The following is a 15204-nucleotide window of genomic DNA, read 5'->3' as shown; positions in this document are numbered from 1 at the left end:
TCCTCCCAGTCCTCGGTGTGCGCCGGACGCCGCATCGTCCCTGCGCCGGACGCCGCATCGCCCCTGCGCCGGACGGTAGTGCGCGCGGGTGTGCCGTCTCCCGGCGCCGGGTAGCCGCGGCCGCATGGCAGGAGAACTGGACGGGATGAAGGTGGCCGTGCTCGCGACCGACGGCGTCGAGCAGGTCGAGCTGGAGCGGCCGTGGCAGGCGCTGGAGGACGCCGGGGCCGAGCCGGAGCTGGTGTCGCTGGACGGCGGCAGCATCACGATGTACCAGCACGTCGACAAGGGCGACACGAGGAAGGTGGACACGACGGTCGCCTCGGCCGATCCCGAGGACTACGCGGCGCTGGTCCTGCCCGGCGGCGTCATCAACGGCGACTTCGTCCGGGCCGACGCCGACGCCGTCGCCTTCGTGAAGGCGTTCTTCGACGCGGACAAGCCGGTCGCGGCGATCTGCCACGCCCCGTGGGTGCTGGCGGAGGCCGACGTCGTCCGGGGTCGGCGGATGACGTCGTGGCCGTCGCTGCAGACCGACCTGCGCAACGCGGGTGCGAAGTGGGTCGACGAGGAGGTCGTCGTCGACGGCAACCTCGTCACCAGCCGCAAGCCCGACGACCTCGACGCGTTCAACGCGGCGATCGTCGAGCAGTTCGCCCAGACCGGCGCCGAGGAGGACGACGAGGACGAGTGAGGTGCCGCCGGGCTGCCCGCCGGCGCCTCAGGTGCCGGCGAGCAGCCCGGCGGCCGGGGCGATGGTGAGCAGCGTCCCGGCGAACACGAGGACGGCGACCAGGCGCAGCCCGGTGGGCTCGCGGCCGGTGCGCTGCCGCCAGGCGCCCACGCCGGCGACCAGGCCGGTCACCGCGAGCGGGGCGAGGACGACCGCGACCTGCGGCACCTGCTCCCAGACGACGGTGGCCAGGAAGTAGATGCCGACGCCGGCGGCCAGCGCCAGGACCAGCTCGCCGGCGAAGCGCAGCCAGGCCAGCGCGCCTTCCCGGGCGCCCAGCGGCTCGTCGAGGACCTCGGTCTCCCCGGCGCGGGTGACCGGGATCGGGCCGGTGGCCGGGGTGGACTCCGCCGCCGAGGCGCCGGGGACGCCGGGCTTGCGGGAGGGCCGGATGCCGGGGATGGCCGCGGTCGACGGCTCGGCCGGTCCGCGCCCGTCCTCGGCCGGCGCCCCCGCGACGCGACCGGTGTCCCGGGTCCTCCGGGCCTTCTCGGCGGCCTTCTCCGCCCTGCCCGTCTTCTCGGTCCGGCCCGCCTTCTCGACCCTGGCGGCCGCCTTCTCCGCGGCCCGGTCCCGCGCCTGGCGGCCGGTGTCGGCGACCGGCCCCGTGTCGCGGGACAGCCGGCCGGTCTCGGAGACCCGGCCGGTGTCGCCGGCGCGGCGGCCGGGGTTGGGCGCGTCCTCGGTGTCGGGGTCGCGGCGGCGCTGCTTGATCGGGATGTCGCCGGTGTCGCCGCGGCGCCGGCGCACGCTGCGCGGTGCCTCGATGCCGGCCTCGCGCAGGATGTCGGCCAGCGGCCGGCCGCCGGTCTCCGGGCCGCGCCCGGAGTCGGGGTCCCTGCGGGGCTGTGCCATCACGCGTCTCCCAAGGAGTCCAGTCGCCGGAGGATGACGCCCTCGCGCAGCGCCCACGGACAGATCTTGACGGAGGGTAGTTCCAGCGCCTGCATGGCCGCCTGCGCCACCACGGCACCGGCCGGCACCTGGTGGGCGCGGTCGGGCGACACGCCGCGCAGCTCGGCCAGGCTGCGCGCCTCGATGCGGGACACGAAGCCGATCAGCTGGCCGAGGCCGTCGAGGGTGAGCTCGCGGGGGACCCGCAGGCCGGCCGAGTAGGGCGCCGCGCCGGTCAGCCGGGCCAGCGTGCGGAAGGTCTTGCTCGTCGCCGCCACGAGGTCCGGTTCGCCGGCGCCGCGCAGCTTCTTCGCCGCCGGCTTGAGCACGTCGGCCGCGTGCTCGCCCAGCGCCTCCAGGGCCGCGAGGTCGGGCCGGCCGCCCTCGGCGGCGTCCTGCAGGAAGCGGCGGGTCATCCGGCCGGCGCCCAGCGGCACCGACAGCGCGACGTCGGGGTCCTCGTCGACGCCGCTGGCCAGCTCCAGCGAGCCGCCGCCGATGTCGAGGACGAGCAGCCGGCCCGCGCTCCACCCGTACCAGCGGCGGACGGCGAGGAAGGTCAGCCGGGCCTCCTCCTCGCCGCTGGTCACCTGCAGCTCGACGCCGGTCTGGGCGCGGACCCGGTCGAGCACCTCCATGCCGTTGACCGCCTCGCGGATGGCCGAGGTGACCAGGGCGAGGACCTCGTCGCAGCCCTGCTCCTCGGCCCGCCGGCAGGCCTTGCGCACGGCGGTGACCAGTGCCTTCTCCCCCGTCTTGGAGAGGACGTCGTCCTTGCCGACGTGCTCGGCCAGGCGCAGGACCGCGCGGTCGTCGTAGGTCGGGGTGGGGTGGCCGCCGCGGTGGGCGTCCACCACGAGCAGATGGACCGTGTTCGAGCCGACGTCCAGCACCCCGAGCCGCATGCGCCCAGTCTGCCTGGCCCCCTCCGGAGGCTCGTGCCGAGCGGAGCGAGGTACGAGGGGGAGGGGGTCCTCTCACTAGCCTGGGGGCGTGCAGGACGTGCCACCGGAGGTCGACCCCGACTTCGCCCGCGAGTGGATCGAGTTCCCGGACCCGGCCGACCCTCGGCACGTCGTCCGCGCCGACCTGACCTGGCTGTCCTCGGCCTGGACCTGCGTGTTCGGCCGCGGCTGCGCCGGCGTCGTCGAGGGCCGGGCCGACGACGGCTGCTGCAGCCACGGCGCGTTCTTCAGCGACGAGGACGACCTCGCCCGGGTCACCGCCGCCGTCGCCGACCTCACCGACGAGGACTGGCAGTTGGCGCCGCTCGGCCGCGGCGCCTGGACCGAGGAGGACAGCGCGGACGACGTGACCCCCGAGGAGGGCGGCGTCCGCTCGCTGCGCACCCGCCTGGTCGACGGCGCCTGCGTCTTCCTCAACCGCCCCGGCTTCCCGGGCGGCACCGGCTGCGCGCTGCACCGGATGGCGCTGCGCGAGGAGCTGCACCCGCTGCTCACCAAGCCCGACGTCTGCTGGCAGCTGCCGGTGCGCCGCGAGCAGGAGGAGGTCCAGCGGCCCGACGGGACGACGGTGCTGGTCAGCACGATCGGCGAGTTCGACCGCCGCGGCTGGGGCCCGGGCGGCGCCGACCTGCACTGGTGGTGCACCGGCTCGCCGGCCGCGCACGTCTCCCCCGAGCCGCTGGTGGCCACCTACGCCGCCGAGCTCACCGCCCTGCTCGGCCCGGCCGCCTACGCCGAGCTGCGCCGGCTCACCGAGGCCCGGCTGGACCTCGGCCTGGTCGCCCCGCACCCGGCCAGCCCGGCGCCGGTGCCCCTCCCGCTGCCCCGGCTGCGGCCCGGCGGCTGAGCGGCACTCGCCCGTCCGGGTGCGGCAGGGGCCGGATCGACACCCCCCGCCACTACCCTGCTGGGGACGACCGCGACGACCGGACGGCGAGGACTGTGAGCGACGGACAGGCGGCGAGCCCCCGCGCGCGCCCGGCGGGGTCGTCGGCCAGTGGGCGGGCGCAGGAGAACGCGCTGCTCGTCCTCCTGCGCATCCCGGTGTTCCGCCGCATGTGGGCGGCGATCGCCGTCTCGAGCCTCGGCGACTGGCTGGGCCTGCTGGCCACCACCGCGATGGCCCAGCAGCTCACCCGCGACCAGTCGCTGGGCGTCCAGGGCGCGGCGATCTCCGGCGTCATCCTCACCCGGCTGCTGCCCGACCTGCTCCTCGGCCCGATCGCCGGCGCCCTGGCCGACCGGCTCGACCGCCGCACCACCGTCGTCGTCGGCGACCTGCTCGCCTGCTCGCTGTACCTGTCGATCGCGTTCAGCTACGAGCTGACCTGGCTCTACGTCGCCCAGTTCCTCGTCGAGGCGGTCGGGCTGTTCACCAACCCGGCCAAGCAGGCGATCTGGGTGGCGATCGTGCCGCGCGAGCGGCTGGCCGTGGCCAACCAGGTGTCGCTGTTCAGCGTCTACGGCGCGGTGCCGGTGGCGTCGCTGCTGTTCGCCCTGCTGTCCACGGTCGCGCGCGTGTTCCCCGGCAGCGGCGGGGCCGGCGACGCGCGGACGGCGATCGTCGTCGCCCTGCTGTTCAACTCGGTGAGCTTCGCGATCTCCGCCACGACCGTGTTCCTGTCCCGGCGGCTCATCCCGCCCACCGCGACCGACCGCGAGACGGCGGCCAACGTGTTCTCCCTCGTCGTCGAGGGCGTCTCGTTCCTGCGCGGGCAGCCGCTGATGCGCGCGCTGTACGTCGGCGTCATCGGGGCGTTCGGGGCGGGCGGGCTGATCATCGGCGTCGCGCAGCTCTACATCGCCACGCTCGACGCCGGTGCCGCCGGTTACGGCGTGGTCTTCGGCATCGTCTTCACCGGCCTGGCCCTCGGCATGCTGGTCGGGCCGCGGATCCTGCCCACGATCCCGCGGCGCAGCCTGTTCGCCCGCTCCATCGGCCTGGCCGGGACCGCCCTGCTGGCGATGTCCCTCCTGCAGGACTTCGTCCTCGCCACCATGGCGGCGTTCCTCGTCGGCCTGTTCGCGGGGATCTCCTGGATCATCGGCTACACGCTCATCGGCTTCGAGGTCGAGGACCGGCTGCGCGGGCGGGTGTTCGCCTTCGTCGTGTCGTCGGTGCGCATCGTCCTGCTGCTGTCGGTCGCCGTCGGCCCGGGCCTGGCCGGCCTGCTCGGCAACCACGACCTGCGCGTGGGCGAGCTGATGCTCAGCCTCACCGGGCCCGGCCTCACGCTGTTGATCGGCGGCGTCCTCGCGCTGCTGGTCAGCGCCTACGCCGTCCGCCAGGTCGTCCCCCGCGGCCGGCCGGGCACCCGCCCCCGCGACGTGTTCCGGCTGCTGTGGGGCAGCTCGGACATCCTGTCGGCCTCGGCCAGCGGCACCGGCCTGTTCGTGGTCGTCGAGGGCGCCGACCGCGACCTCACCCGCCGCTACACCGCCGAGCTCACCCAGGTGCTGCGCGACTCCGGCTGCCCGGTGGTGGCCACGCACGAGCCGAGCGACACGGCGCTGGGCCGGCAGGTCCGCACGCTGCTCTACCCGCCGGCGCCCCAGGCGGCCGGCGCGACCGACGGCGAGGGCCACCCGGTCGCCGCCTACACCGCGGCGCTGCTGGCCGCCGCCGACCGCGCCGAGCACGTGGCCACGGTCATCCGCCCGGCGCTGCAGCGGCGCGAGGTCGTGGTGTGCACCCACTACGTGGACACCTCGATCGCCTTCCACGGCGCGGGACAGGGCCTGGACGCCGACCGCATCTTCCGCACCTCGCTGTGGGCCACCCGCGGGCTGCTGCCCGACCTCACCGTGGTCGTCGACTCCCCCGTCACCGCCGGTCCCGCGGGCGCCGACGCCGACGCGGTGCGGGCGGCCTTCCTCTCCCAGGCCGACGCCGCGCCCGACCGCTACGTCGTCGTGCCGGGCGAACTGCTCGGCGCCGACGGGGGCCCGGACGGCGCCGGGCTGGTGTCGGCGGCGGTGCGGCGGAAGCTCACCGCGCTGATCACCCAGCGCTACCCCGAGCACGGCGAGCTCGCCGACGGCGCCGCCGGCGCGGCCGACCCGCCGGTCGGCGCGGCGCGGACCGGTCCCGGGGGGATCGCCGGAGGCTCCGTAGGCTGACCGGCGTGAGCGCCCCGGTGACCCCCGGCCCGGTGACCTGGACCCCCGAGGACACCGAGGCGGTCGAGTGCTGCCTCTGCGGCGTCCCCGGCCGGCTCGTGCACGACCTCTCCCCGTTCGGTGTCGTCCGCTGCCCGTCCTGCGGCCTGGTGTTCATCAGCCCCCGGCTGCGGCCGGAGGCGCTGCAGCGGCTCTACGACGACGTCGGCTACTTCGAGGGCGGCGTGTACGGCGGTGCCGTCGAGGGCGGGGCGGCGCAGGAGCCCCGCCGGTTCGACCCCGCGATGCTGCTGCAGCGCACCTGGACCGCCGGCCGGCTCGCGCTGCTCGACCGGGTCCGCGGCCGCGCCGCCGGCGGCCGGCTGCTCGAGGTCGGCGCCGGCTACGGCCTGTTCCTCGACGCCGCGCGCCGGGCCGGCTGGCAGACCAGCGGGGTGGAGCTGTCCCGCACCGGCGCGAAGCACGCCGCCGAGGTGCTCGGGCTCGACGTGTTCTGCGGCCAGCTCGCCGAGGCGCCGCTGGAGCCCGGGTTCGACGTCGTCTGCGCGTGGGACACCGTCGAGCACGTGCCCGACCCGCTCGACTTCTGGCGCACCGCCCGCTCCCTGGTGGCCGACGACGGCGTGGTGCTGTTCTCCACGCCCTACGTCTCGTCGCTGCCGGCGCGGCTGCTCGGCACCCGCTGGTGGACGCTCAAGCCCGCCGAGCACATCTGGCACTTCACCCCGCGCACGCACGCTGTGCTGCTGGCCCGGGCCGGGTTCGCGCTGACCCAGGTGGTGCGCAGCCCGCTCGCGCCGAGCAACGCCGGCCGGCTGGACTCCCTCGTCGGCGTCGCGCGCCCCGTCCCCCTGGGCTGACGCGCGCGTGCGGGCCGGCCTGGCCGGGCTGGTGCCAGCCGACCTGGCGAGGCACGTCCCGGAGAGCCGCGCCTTCTACGCCGCGCGGGGCGAGCGGCGCGGCCCCGCGTCCGCGGAGGAGCTGCGGGAGGCCCGTGCCGCGCACGTCCCTCCCCCACCTCCGGCAGCGGGGACCGTCGAGCACGTGGTGGACGCCGCCGGTCGGCGGATCCCGCTGCGGGTCACCGTGCCGTCGTCGGCGGCGGTGCGGGGCGTGTACCTCGACGTGCCCGGTGGCGGCTTCTGTCTCGGGCAGACCGCGGGCGGGCACGCGCGCGACGAGGCCCTGGCCGCGGCGCTGGGGATCGCGGTGGTCAGCGTCGGCTACCGGCTCGCGCCCGAGGACCCCTGGCCGGCCGCTCCGGACGACTGCGAGGCCGCCGCGCTGTGGCTCGTCGAGCACGCCCGCGACCGGTTCGGCACCGGTGTCCTGGCGATCGGCGGGAGCTCGGCCGGCGCCACGCTCGCCGTGACCACGCTGCTCCGGCTCCGGGACCGGGGCCTCGCGGACCGCGTCGCCGGCGCCGTCCTGCAGTTCGGGACCTACGACCTGAGCGGGCGCACCCCGGCGGGCCGGCGCATCGCCGGCGAGTGGTTCCTCGAGGCCTACGTCGGGCACGTCGCCGACCGCACCCTGCCCGACGTGTCGCCCGTCTTCGGCGACCTGCGCGGCCTCCCGCCGGTCCTGGTGGTCGTCGGGGCGCGGGACGTCCTGCTCGAGGACAACCTGGTCATGGCGGCCCGGCTCGCCGCGGCGGGCAACGACGTCGACGTCCGCGTCCACCCGGAGTCCCCGCACGGGTTCACCCACCACCCGACCGGCATGGCGCGGGCCGCGCTGGCCGGCCGGGACGCGTGGCTCGCCGCCCGCCTCGCCGCACGGACGGGGTGCTAGGCGGCGGGGTCCTCGCCCGCCGGCACCAGCTCGACCCGGGCACCGCCGGTGCGGAAGGTCTGCCGGTAGGCCCGCGGCGAGACGCCGCGGCGGCGGCTGAACTGCTCGCGGAAGCCGGCGGCGGTGCCGAAGCCGACCAGCCGCGCGATCTCCTCGACCGGGGCGTCGCTCTCCTCGAGCAGCGCCTCGGCCGCGGCCAGCCGCTGGGACAGCAGCCAGGCGTGCGGCGTCGTGCCGGTCGTGGCCTTGAACCGGCGGGCGAAGCTGCGCGGGCTCATGAGCGCGCGCCGGGCCAGCGCCTCGACGCTGATGTCCTCGGCTAGGTGCGCCCGCGCCCAGTCCAGGACGACGCCGAGCAGGTCGTCCTCGCAGCGCGCGACCGGCTCGTCGATGTACTGGGCCTGCCCGCCGTCGCGGTGCGGCGGCACGACCATCTCGCGGGCCAGGGCGTTGGCCGCCGCGGCGCCCCACTCCCGGCGGACCAGGTGCAGCAGCGCGTCCACGCCGCTCGCCGTCCCGGCGCCGGTGATGATCGGGCCCTCGTCGACGTAGAGGACCCGCGGGTCGACGTCGACCGACGGGTACCGGGCGGCCAGCTCGCCGGCGTAGCGCCAGTGCGTGGTGGCCCGCCTGCCGTCGAGCAGCCCGGCCGCCGCGACGACGAAGGCGCCGGTGCAGTGGCTGACGATCTGGGCGCCGCGGGCGTGCACGGCACGCAGCGCGTCGACCACCGCCGGCGGGACGGGCGCCGAGAGCTTCTCCCACGCGGTCACCAGCACGATGTCGGAGACGGCCAGCCGCTCGAGGCCGTGCTCGACGTACAGCGACAGCCCGGTGTCGGTGCGGACGACGCCCGGGTGGTCGGTGACGATCGCGAAGTCGAAGCGCGGCATGCCGAAGCGGCGGTAGTCGTAGCCGAAGACCTCGGCGGCGACGCCCAGGCCGAAGGCGCCGAGGACGCCGTCCCCGGCGAGCAGGCTGACGACGAGCGGGCGGTCGGATCCGGTCACGGGGACATGATGGCAGGAAAGACGCGATCCATGTCACCCCTGCCACTCGTCCCGGCAGTGGCCGCGGAGCACGCTCGTCCCATGTTGCTGATCACCTGCCCCGTGACCCGGACCGACGAGCTGGTCGCCGAACGGCGGATCCGGTCGGTCGTCAACCACCCGACCCACATCGCGCTGTCGGTCGAGTGCCCCTCCTGCGGGAGCGTGCACGTCTACCGCACCGGCCGGCGCTGGGAGGCCGCGCAGGCCGCCCGGGCCGGGCAGGCCGCTCGACCTGCGGCGGAGCTCACCCGCGCCTAGCATCGAACACATGAGCGAATCGAACGTGAACAGCGGCCAGGCCGGCGACCCGACGGCCGAGAAGGACCCGTCGGACTGGGTGACCGGCGACGAGCCCGCCACCGGGGCGCAGAAGAGCTATCTCCACACGCTGGCCCGCCAGGCCGGCGAGGACGTGCCGGAGGACATCACCAAGGCCGACGCGTCCCGGCGGATCGACGAGCTCCAGGAGGAGACCGGCCGGGGTCAGTGACCCCGGCCGGCCCCGGCCCGGCGAGGTGCCGGTCCTCCGGTCACTGCTCGAACTTGTAGCCCAGGCCCCGCACCGTCACGAGGTGCTTCGGGTTGGCCGGGTCGGGCTCGATCTTGGCGCGCAGCCGCTTGACGTGGACGTCGAGGGTCTTGGTGTCGCCCACGTAGTCCGAGCCCCACACGCGGTCGATGAGCTGGCCGCGGGTCAGCACGCGGCCGGCGTTGCGCAGCAGCAGCTCGAGCAGGTCGAACTCCTTGAGCGGCAGCGCCACCGGCTCGCCGTCGACGGCGACCACGTGCCGCTCGACGTCCATCCGCACCGGGCCGGCCTCCAGCGCGCCGTCGGCCGGGGCGTCGACGTCGCCGCCGCGGCGCAGCACCGCCCGGATCCGGGCGACCAGCTCCCGCGCCGAGTACGGCTTGGTCACGTAGTCGTCGGCGCCGAGCTCCAGGCCGACGACCTTGTCGACCTCGGAGTCCTTGGCCGTGAGCATGATGATCGGGACGTTGCTGCGGGAACGCAGTGCCCGGCACACCTCGGTGCCCGGCAGGCCGGGGAGCATGAGGTCGAGCAGGACGACGTCGGCGCCCGCGCGGTCGAACTCGGCGAGGGCGTCGGGGCCGGTGGCGGCGACGACCGCCTCGAACCCCTCCCGCCCGAGCATGTAGGACAGCGCGTCGGAGAAGGACTCCTCGTCCTCCACCACGAGCACTCGGGTCATGACCGTCCTTCCTGGAGGACCCGCGCGGCGTCAGTGGCCGCGCCGGGAGCTTCCCGGCGGTCCTCGACCGCCAGGGGGATGCGCAGCGTGAAGGTGGAGCCGAGGCCCTCCTCGCTCCACACGCTGACCGAACCGCCGTGGTTGCTGGCCACGTGCTTGACGATCGCCAGGCCCAGCCCGGTGCCGCCGGTGCTGCTGGCCCGCGACTGGTCGACGCGGTAGAAGCGCTCGAAGACCCGCTCCCGGTCGGCCCGTGGGATGCCGATGCCGCTGTCGGTGACGGCGACCTCGGCGAACCCGCCGCGCGCCCGCGCCCCGACGGCGATCTTCGTGTTCTCGGGGCTGTAGGCGACCGCGTTGGCCAGCAGGTTCGTGACCGCCGTCGTCAGCTGGGCCTCGACGCCCCGCACGACCAGCCCGTGGGCGCCGCCGACGGCGATCGTGATGCCCTTCGCCGCCGCGGCCAGGCCGGTGCGGTCGACGGCCTCGGCGAGCACCGTGTCGACGTCGACGGGCACGAGCTCGGGCAGCGGCTCGGCGCCCTGCAGGCGGGACAGGTCGATCAGCTCGCGCACGAGCCGGGCAAGCCGGTCGGCCTCGTGCGCCATCCGCGCGGCGAAGCGCTGCACGGTCTCCGGGTCGTCGGCGGCGCCCTGCATGGCCTCGGCGAGCAGGCCCAGCGCCCCGACGGGGGTCTTGAGCTCGTGCCCGACGTTGGCGACGAAGTCGCGCCGGACCGCCTCGACCCGGCGGGCCTCGGTCACGTCCTGGAGGACCAGCGCCACGGGGCCGGGGACGGCCGAGGGCGCGACCTCGCCGGGCGGGGTGTCCAGCCGGACGCCGTGCGCGCCGACCAGCCGCGCGCCGGCGCCGACGACCTCGCCGGGGAGCGTGACGTCCGCGCGCCGGTGCCCGCGGCGGCGGACCTCCTTCACGAGGTCCTGCAGCGCGGGGACGACGAGCCGGCGCTCGCGGACGATGCCGAGCCCGCGCGCGGTGGGGTTGGCCACGACGACGGCGTCGTCCTTGTCCAGCAGGAGGACCGCGGGGTCCATGAGGTCGAGCAGCCGGCGGGCGAGCAGCGCCTCGGACGGCGCACCCCGGTCGTCCTCGTCCCCCGGGCGCTCGGTCCCGTCGGCGCGGCGCCTGGAGAGCAGCACGACGACGGCCGCCACGACGGCGCCGACGACGAAGCCGGCCACGAGGGCGACCAGCGTGCTCACGGGGCCGATGCTAGGCCGCGTCCGGACCCGGTCATCCCCCGTGTGAGTGGTGCCGCGACCGGGTAGGAGGACTGTTCACGCCCGCGTGCCCCCTCGTTCACCGACCCGGCCCGTCCGGTGTCCCGTCAGCACCTACCCTCGGGATCGTCAGGACGGCGCACCGAGCAGATGGTGTCCGGACGGCGGCACCCGGTGGACGGCCGGCCGACGAGGAGGACCCGTGCGCGAGCACTACCGCGAAGAGCTCGAGGACATCAACCACTGCCTGGTGGAGATGGCCAACTCGGTCGGCTCTGCCATGAGCAAGGCCACCACCGCACTCCTCGACGCCGACGTCGCACTCGCCGACCTGGTGATCGCCGGCGACCAGCACATCGACGCCGTCCGCGAGAGCATCGAGGAGCGCTGCTTCACCCTGCTGGCCCGCCAGCAGCCGGTCGCCACCGACCTGCGCACGGTCACCACCGCGATGCGCATCGTCGGCGACCTCGAGCGCATGGGCGACCTCGCCGTCCACGTGGCCAAGCTCGCGCGGATGCGTTTCCCGGAGTCCGCCGTCCCGCCGGAGGTGCGGCCGATCTTCCTCGAGGCCGGTCACGTCGCGCAGAGCCTGGTCACGCAGGTCGGCGCCGTCATCGCCAAGCTCGACGTCGAGGGCGCCGCGCAGCTCGAGAAGGACGACGACCTCATGGACCAGCTGCACCGCCAGCTGTTCACCGAGCTGCTCAGCCCCGGCTGGACGCACGGCATGGAGTCGGCCATCGACATCACCCTGCTCGGCCGCTACTACGAGCGCTTCGCCGACCACGCCGTCAGCGTCGCCCGCCGGGTGGTCTTCCTCGTCACCGGCGAGCGGGACATGCAGGCGGTCTGACCGCCGCACGAACGCACGAGGGCCTCCCCACCGCGGTGGGGAGGCCCTCGTGCGTCGTGGGGGCTACTTCCTGCCCTGGTTCTTGACCGCCTCGATCGCGGCCGCGGCGGCCTCGGGGTCGAGGTACTCCCCGCCCGGCTTCACCGGCCGCAGGTCGGCGTCCAGGTCGTAGCGCAGCGGGACGCCGGTGGGGATGTTGAGCCCGACCACCTCGTCCTCGCCCATGCCGTCGAGGTGCTTCACCAGCGCCCGCAGGCTGTTGCCGTGCGCGGCCACCAGCACGGTCCCGCCGCTGCGCAGGTCCGGGACGATCGCGTCGTACCAGTACGGGAGCATCCGGACGACGACGTCGGCCAGGCACTCGGTGGCCGGGCGGACCTCCGGCGGCAGGGAGGCGTAGCGCGGGTCGGCGTCCTGCGAGTACTCGCTGTCGGGCGCGATCGGCGGCGGCGGAGTGCTGTACGAGCGCCGCCACGTCATGAACTGCTCCTCGCCGTACTCCGCGAGGGTGGCCGCCTTGTCCTTGCCCTGCAGCGCGCCGTAGTGCCGCTCGTTGAGCCGCCACGAGCGGCGCACCGGGATCCACTGCCGGTCGGCGGCGGCCAGCGCCAGCTCCGCGGTGGTGATCGCCCGCCGCAGCAGCGAGGTGTGCAGCACGTCGGGCAGCAGGCCGTGCTCGGCCAGCAGCTGCCCGCCGCGGGTGGCCTCGGCCCGGCCCTTCTCCGACAGCTCGACGTCCACCCAGCCGGTGAACAGGTTGGCCTTGTTCCATTCGCTCTCGCCGTGGCGGAGCAGGACCAGGGTGCCGGGCTCGTGTCCCGCAGGCGTCGTCACACCGCTCATCCTGCCAGCAGCGGCCAGACCACCCAGGCCTCGTAGAGCACCGGCGGGGCCAGCCCGAGCAGCAGCCACGGGCTGCGCACCCGGCGGGCGGCACCCCAGCGGACGGCGGCCACCAGCGCCACGCTGCAGGTCAGCGCGAACGCCAGCCACAGCGCGGTGGCGGCGACGTCGACGACGTACAGCTGAGCCAGCACCAGCTGCACCGCGCACAGCAGCAGCGGGTAGACCAGGCCGGACGCGACGACCACGCCGATCAGCGCGCGGCCCAGCCGTTCCTGCGCGGCGGGCGGCTCCTGCACGCACCCACGCTAGGCCCGTCAGGTCGCCCGCGTGCCCGTCTCGCGCCGCCCGGGCAGCCAGACCAGGACGACGACGGCGGCGACCGCCGCGGCCGCCGCGGTGCCGACGGCGGTCAGGTGCATCGCCGCGACGAACGCGTCGCGGGCGGTGTCGGCGAGCGCCTCGGCGGCCGCGGCGGCCTCGGTCTCCCCGGCGGCCCGCGCCTCCTCCGCCGTCGCCCCGGCCGCCTCGAGGGTCGCGGCGATCGAGGTGCTCGCCTCGTCGCGCAGCGCGGCCGGCAGCACGTCGACGGCGCCGCGGACGTTGGCCGCGTACGCGGTCGCCAGCACCGAGCCGAGGATGGCGACGCCGAGCGCCCCGCCCACCTGGCGCACCGTGTTGTTGACCGCCGCGCCCGCGCCGGCCTTCTCCCGCGGCACCACCGACATGATCGACTCGGTGGCCGGGGCCATGACCGCGCCCATGCCCAGGCCCTGCACGGTCAGCGTGGTGAGCAGCAGCCACAGCGGCGCGGCCTGGTCGAGCAGCTGGAACCCCAGGAACGACAGCGTGATGAGCCCGAACCCGGTCGCGCAGACGGCCTTCGCGCCGAACCGCTCGGCCAGCCGGGAGCTGCGCGGCGCCATCACCGCCATCCCCAGCGCCACCGGGATGAGCGCGGCACCCGACTGCAGCGGGTCGTAGCCGCGGGCGCCCTGCAGGTAGTAGACGAGGTAGAACGTGGCGCCCATCAGGGCGAAGAAGTTCAAGCCCAGCGCGGCGGCCGCGGCGGAGAACGCCGGGTTGCGGAACAGCGAGACGTCGAGGGCCGGGTGCGTCGAGCGCCGCTGCAGCCAGACGAACAGCACCATGAGCAGCGCGCCGCCGACCAGCGGGACGAGCACCCCCGGCGTCCCCCAGCCCACGCCCGAGCCGCCGTGGATGATCCCGTACACCAGCCCGGCCAGGGCGGCGATCGACAGCAGCACGCCCGGGACGTCGAGCCGGCCGGGGTCGGGGTCCCGCGACTCGGGCACGAACGCCAGCGTGCCGAGGACGCCGACCAGGGCGACCGGCACGCCGATGAGGAAGATCGCGCCCCACCAGAAGTGCGTCAGCACCAGGCCGCTGGCCAGCGGGCCGCCGGCGACGGCGAGCCCGGCGGTGGCCGCCCAGATGCCGATGGCGCGGCCGCGCTCGCCCGGCGGGAAGACGTTGGTGATGACGGCGAGCGTCGTCGGCTGCACCGCGGCCCCGCCGACGCCCATGACCGCCCGCCAGGCGATGAGCTCCAGCGGGCTGTCGGAGAAGGCGGCCAGCACCGAGCCGCCGGCGAAGACGGTGAGGCCGATGAGCAGCACCCGCCGGCGGCCGATGCGGTCGCCGATGACGCCCCAGGAGAACAGCAGCCCGGCGAAGACCACGATGTAGGCGTCGACGGCCCACTGCAGCTCGCCCTGGGTGGCGCCGAGCTCCCGCTGCAGCGTCGGGATGGCGACGTTGAGCGTCGTGTTGCCCGTGATCACCACGAGCAGGCAGACGGTCATCGTGCCCAGCACCCACCACCGCCGGGCGTGGCCGGGGCGCTCCTCGGCGGCCGGCGCCGCCGCGGCCCGCCCGGTGGTGGTCATCCCCCGTCCGCGGAGGACGCTCCCCCGCCGTCGGCCGGGGCCTCCGTCCGGCCCTGCTGCGCGAACGCGGCGAAGGCCTCCAGGTTGCGCAGCGACTCCCCGCGCTTGACCCGCCACTCCCACTCCCGGCGGATCGAGGTGCCGAAGCCGATCTCGAGCATGGTGTTGAAGTGGTCGTCGGCGTAGCTGAGGACCGCGCCGAGCAGCCGGTCGAGCTCCTCCGGGGTCACCGCGGCGTGCGGGACCCGGCCGGTGAGGTAGACGTCGCCGACCCGGTCGACGGAGTAGGCGACGCCGTACATGCGTGCGTTGTGCTGCAGCAGGTAGGTCCACAGCTGCTCGCGGTTCTCGTCGGGCTGCCGGCAGACGAACGCCTCGATGCGCAGCGCGTGCTCGCCGACGATGAGCCCGCAGACCGTCTTGAGCTTCTTGGTGCCCGGGAGGTCGACCAGCCAGCGGCCGGGCGCCGGGTGCTCGTGCACCAGGCCGGCGTCGCGCAGGGTCCGGTCGATGACCGCGTCCAGCGCGGTGACCACCTCGGCGCGGGCGGAGGGCGCCTCCCCGGTCCCCTCGCTCACCGCGCCT

General features: G+C 75.5%; 17 protein-coding genes. 8 read left to right on the top strand and 9 right to left on the bottom strand.

The genetic code is table 11. The features are described from left to right. Positions 1 to 124: 124 nt before the first annotated feature. Complete coding sequence (locus ACI798_RS12130; RefSeq protein ID WP_456941588.1) at positions 125 to 694, top strand: type 1 glutamine amidotransferase domain-containing protein; 570 nt, start codon at positions 125 to 127, stop codon at positions 692 to 694. A 27-nt stretch (positions 695 to 721) separates the two neighbouring features. Here the strand turns inward: ACI798_RS12130 and ACI798_RS12125 are convergent, their stop codons facing one another. Together ACI798_RS12125 and ACI798_RS12120 are read right to left on the bottom strand one after the other, a co-directional pair. Beyond that, positions 722 to 1588 (bottom strand): hypothetical protein, encoded by an 867-nt coding sequence (locus ACI798_RS12125; RefSeq protein WP_457048015.1) that lies wholly within the window; start codon positions 1586 to 1588, stop codon positions 722 to 724. Then, positions 1588 to 2532, bottom strand: coding sequence for a Ppx/GppA phosphatase family protein (locus ACI798_RS12120; RefSeq protein ID WP_456941586.1), 945 nt, complete (start codon positions 2530 to 2532; stop codon positions 1588 to 1590). The genes ACI798_RS12125 and ACI798_RS12120 overlap by 1 nt, the downstream gene beginning before the upstream one ends. A gap of 88 nt (positions 2533 to 2620) precedes the next feature. On the opposite strand from ACI798_RS12120, the gene ACI798_RS12115 reads away from it, so the two are divergent. From ACI798_RS12115 to ACI798_RS12100, 4 genes are all read left to right on the top strand, one after another. Beyond that, positions 2621 to 3439, top strand: coding sequence for a hypothetical protein (locus ACI798_RS12115; protein ID WP_456941585.1), 819 nt, complete (start codon positions 2621 to 2623; stop codon positions 3437 to 3439). Between the two features lie 95 nt (positions 3440 to 3534). Continuing rightward, positions 3535 to 5712 carry a bifunctional MFS transporter/dTMP kinase gene (locus ACI798_RS12110; protein ID WP_456941584.1) on the top strand — a complete coding sequence of 726 codons (2178 nt, stop codon included), beginning with the start codon at positions 3535 to 3537 and terminating at the stop codon, positions 5710 to 5712. A 5-nt stretch (positions 5713 to 5717) separates the two neighbouring features. After that, on the top strand, positions 5718 to 6572 hold the full coding sequence (locus ACI798_RS12105) for a class I SAM-dependent methyltransferase (protein ID WP_456941583.1): 855 nt from the start codon (positions 5718 to 5720) through the stop codon (positions 6570 to 6572). Positions 6573 to 6579: 7 nt separating this feature from the next. Next, on the top strand, positions 6580 to 7506 hold the full coding sequence (locus ACI798_RS12100) for an alpha/beta hydrolase (RefSeq protein WP_457048014.1): 927 nt from the start codon (positions 6580 to 6582) through the stop codon (positions 7504 to 7506). On the opposite strand, the gene ACI798_RS12095 is transcribed toward ACI798_RS12100, so the two are convergent. Beyond that, on the bottom strand, positions 7503 to 8516 hold the full coding sequence (locus ACI798_RS12095; protein WP_457048013.1) for a helix-turn-helix domain-containing protein: 1014 nt from the start codon (positions 8514 to 8516) through the stop codon (positions 7503 to 7505). The two genes, ACI798_RS12100 and ACI798_RS12095, sit on opposite strands and share 4 nt — an antisense overlap. 81 nt (positions 8517 to 8597) lie before the next feature. On the opposite strand from ACI798_RS12095, the gene ACI798_RS12090 reads away from it, so the two are divergent. Next, entirely contained in the window at positions 8598 to 8816 is a 219-nt protein-coding gene (locus tag ACI798_RS12090) for a hypothetical protein (protein ID WP_456941580.1), read from the top strand. A 10-nt stretch (positions 8817 to 8826) separates the two neighbouring features. Beyond that, a complete protein-coding gene (locus tag ACI798_RS12085) occupies positions 8827 to 9048 on the top strand; it encodes a DUF3072 domain-containing protein (RefSeq protein ID WP_457048012.1) in 222 nt (73 codons plus the stop codon). 40 nt (positions 9049 to 9088) lie between these two features. Here ACI798_RS12085 and ACI798_RS12080 read toward each other — a convergent pair whose 3' ends face one another. After that, positions 9089 to 9769: a winged helix-turn-helix domain-containing protein gene (locus ACI798_RS12080; protein ID WP_456941578.1), complete on the bottom strand. Its 681-nt coding sequence runs from the start codon at positions 9767 to 9769 to the stop codon at positions 9089 to 9091. After that, the gene (locus ACI798_RS12075) at positions 9766 to 10992 is read right to left on the bottom strand and encodes a sensor histidine kinase (RefSeq protein ID WP_456941577.1); all 1227 of its coding nucleotides are present in this window, start codon (positions 10990 to 10992) and stop codon (positions 9766 to 9768) included. Before ACI798_RS12075 ends, ACI798_RS12080 begins: the two co-directional genes overlap by 4 nt. A gap of 220 nt (positions 10993 to 11212) precedes the next feature. Between ACI798_RS12075 and phoU the strand changes: the two genes are divergently transcribed. Then, entirely contained in the window at positions 11213 to 11866 is a 654-nt protein-coding gene (gene phoU / locus ACI798_RS12070; protein WP_456941576.1) for a phosphate signaling complex protein PhoU, read from the top strand. Between the two features lie 63 nt (positions 11867 to 11929). On the opposite strand, the gene ACI798_RS12065 is transcribed toward phoU, so the two are convergent. From ACI798_RS12065 to ACI798_RS12050, 4 genes are read right to left on the bottom strand one after another with little or no spacing between them, the layout of a single operon-like run. Then, the gene (locus tag ACI798_RS12065) at positions 11930 to 12700 is read right to left on the bottom strand and encodes a phosphoglyceromutase (RefSeq protein WP_456941575.1); all 771 of its coding nucleotides are present in this window, start codon (positions 12698 to 12700) and stop codon (positions 11930 to 11932) included. Between the two features lie 5 nt (positions 12701 to 12705). Next, entirely contained in the window at positions 12706 to 13008 is a 303-nt protein-coding gene (locus ACI798_RS12060) for a hypothetical protein (RefSeq protein ID WP_456941574.1), read from the bottom strand. 18 nt (positions 13009 to 13026) lie between these two features. Then, positions 13027 to 14619 carry an MFS transporter gene (locus ACI798_RS12055; protein ID WP_456941573.1) on the bottom strand — a complete coding sequence of 531 codons (1593 nt, stop codon included), beginning with the start codon at positions 14617 to 14619 and terminating at the stop codon, positions 13027 to 13029. Next, positions 14616 to 15197: a YbjN domain-containing protein gene (locus tag ACI798_RS12050; RefSeq protein ID WP_457048011.1), complete on the bottom strand. Its 582-nt coding sequence runs from the start codon at positions 15195 to 15197 to the stop codon at positions 14616 to 14618. Before ACI798_RS12050 ends, ACI798_RS12055 begins: the two co-directional genes overlap by 4 nt. Positions 15198 to 15204 lie beyond the last annotated feature (7 nt).

The organism is Geodermatophilus sp. SYSU D01045, from assembly GCF_054050295.1.
The sequence above is the reverse complement of the archived record's forward strand: the minus strand, read 5'-3'. Positions and strand labels throughout refer to the sequence as shown.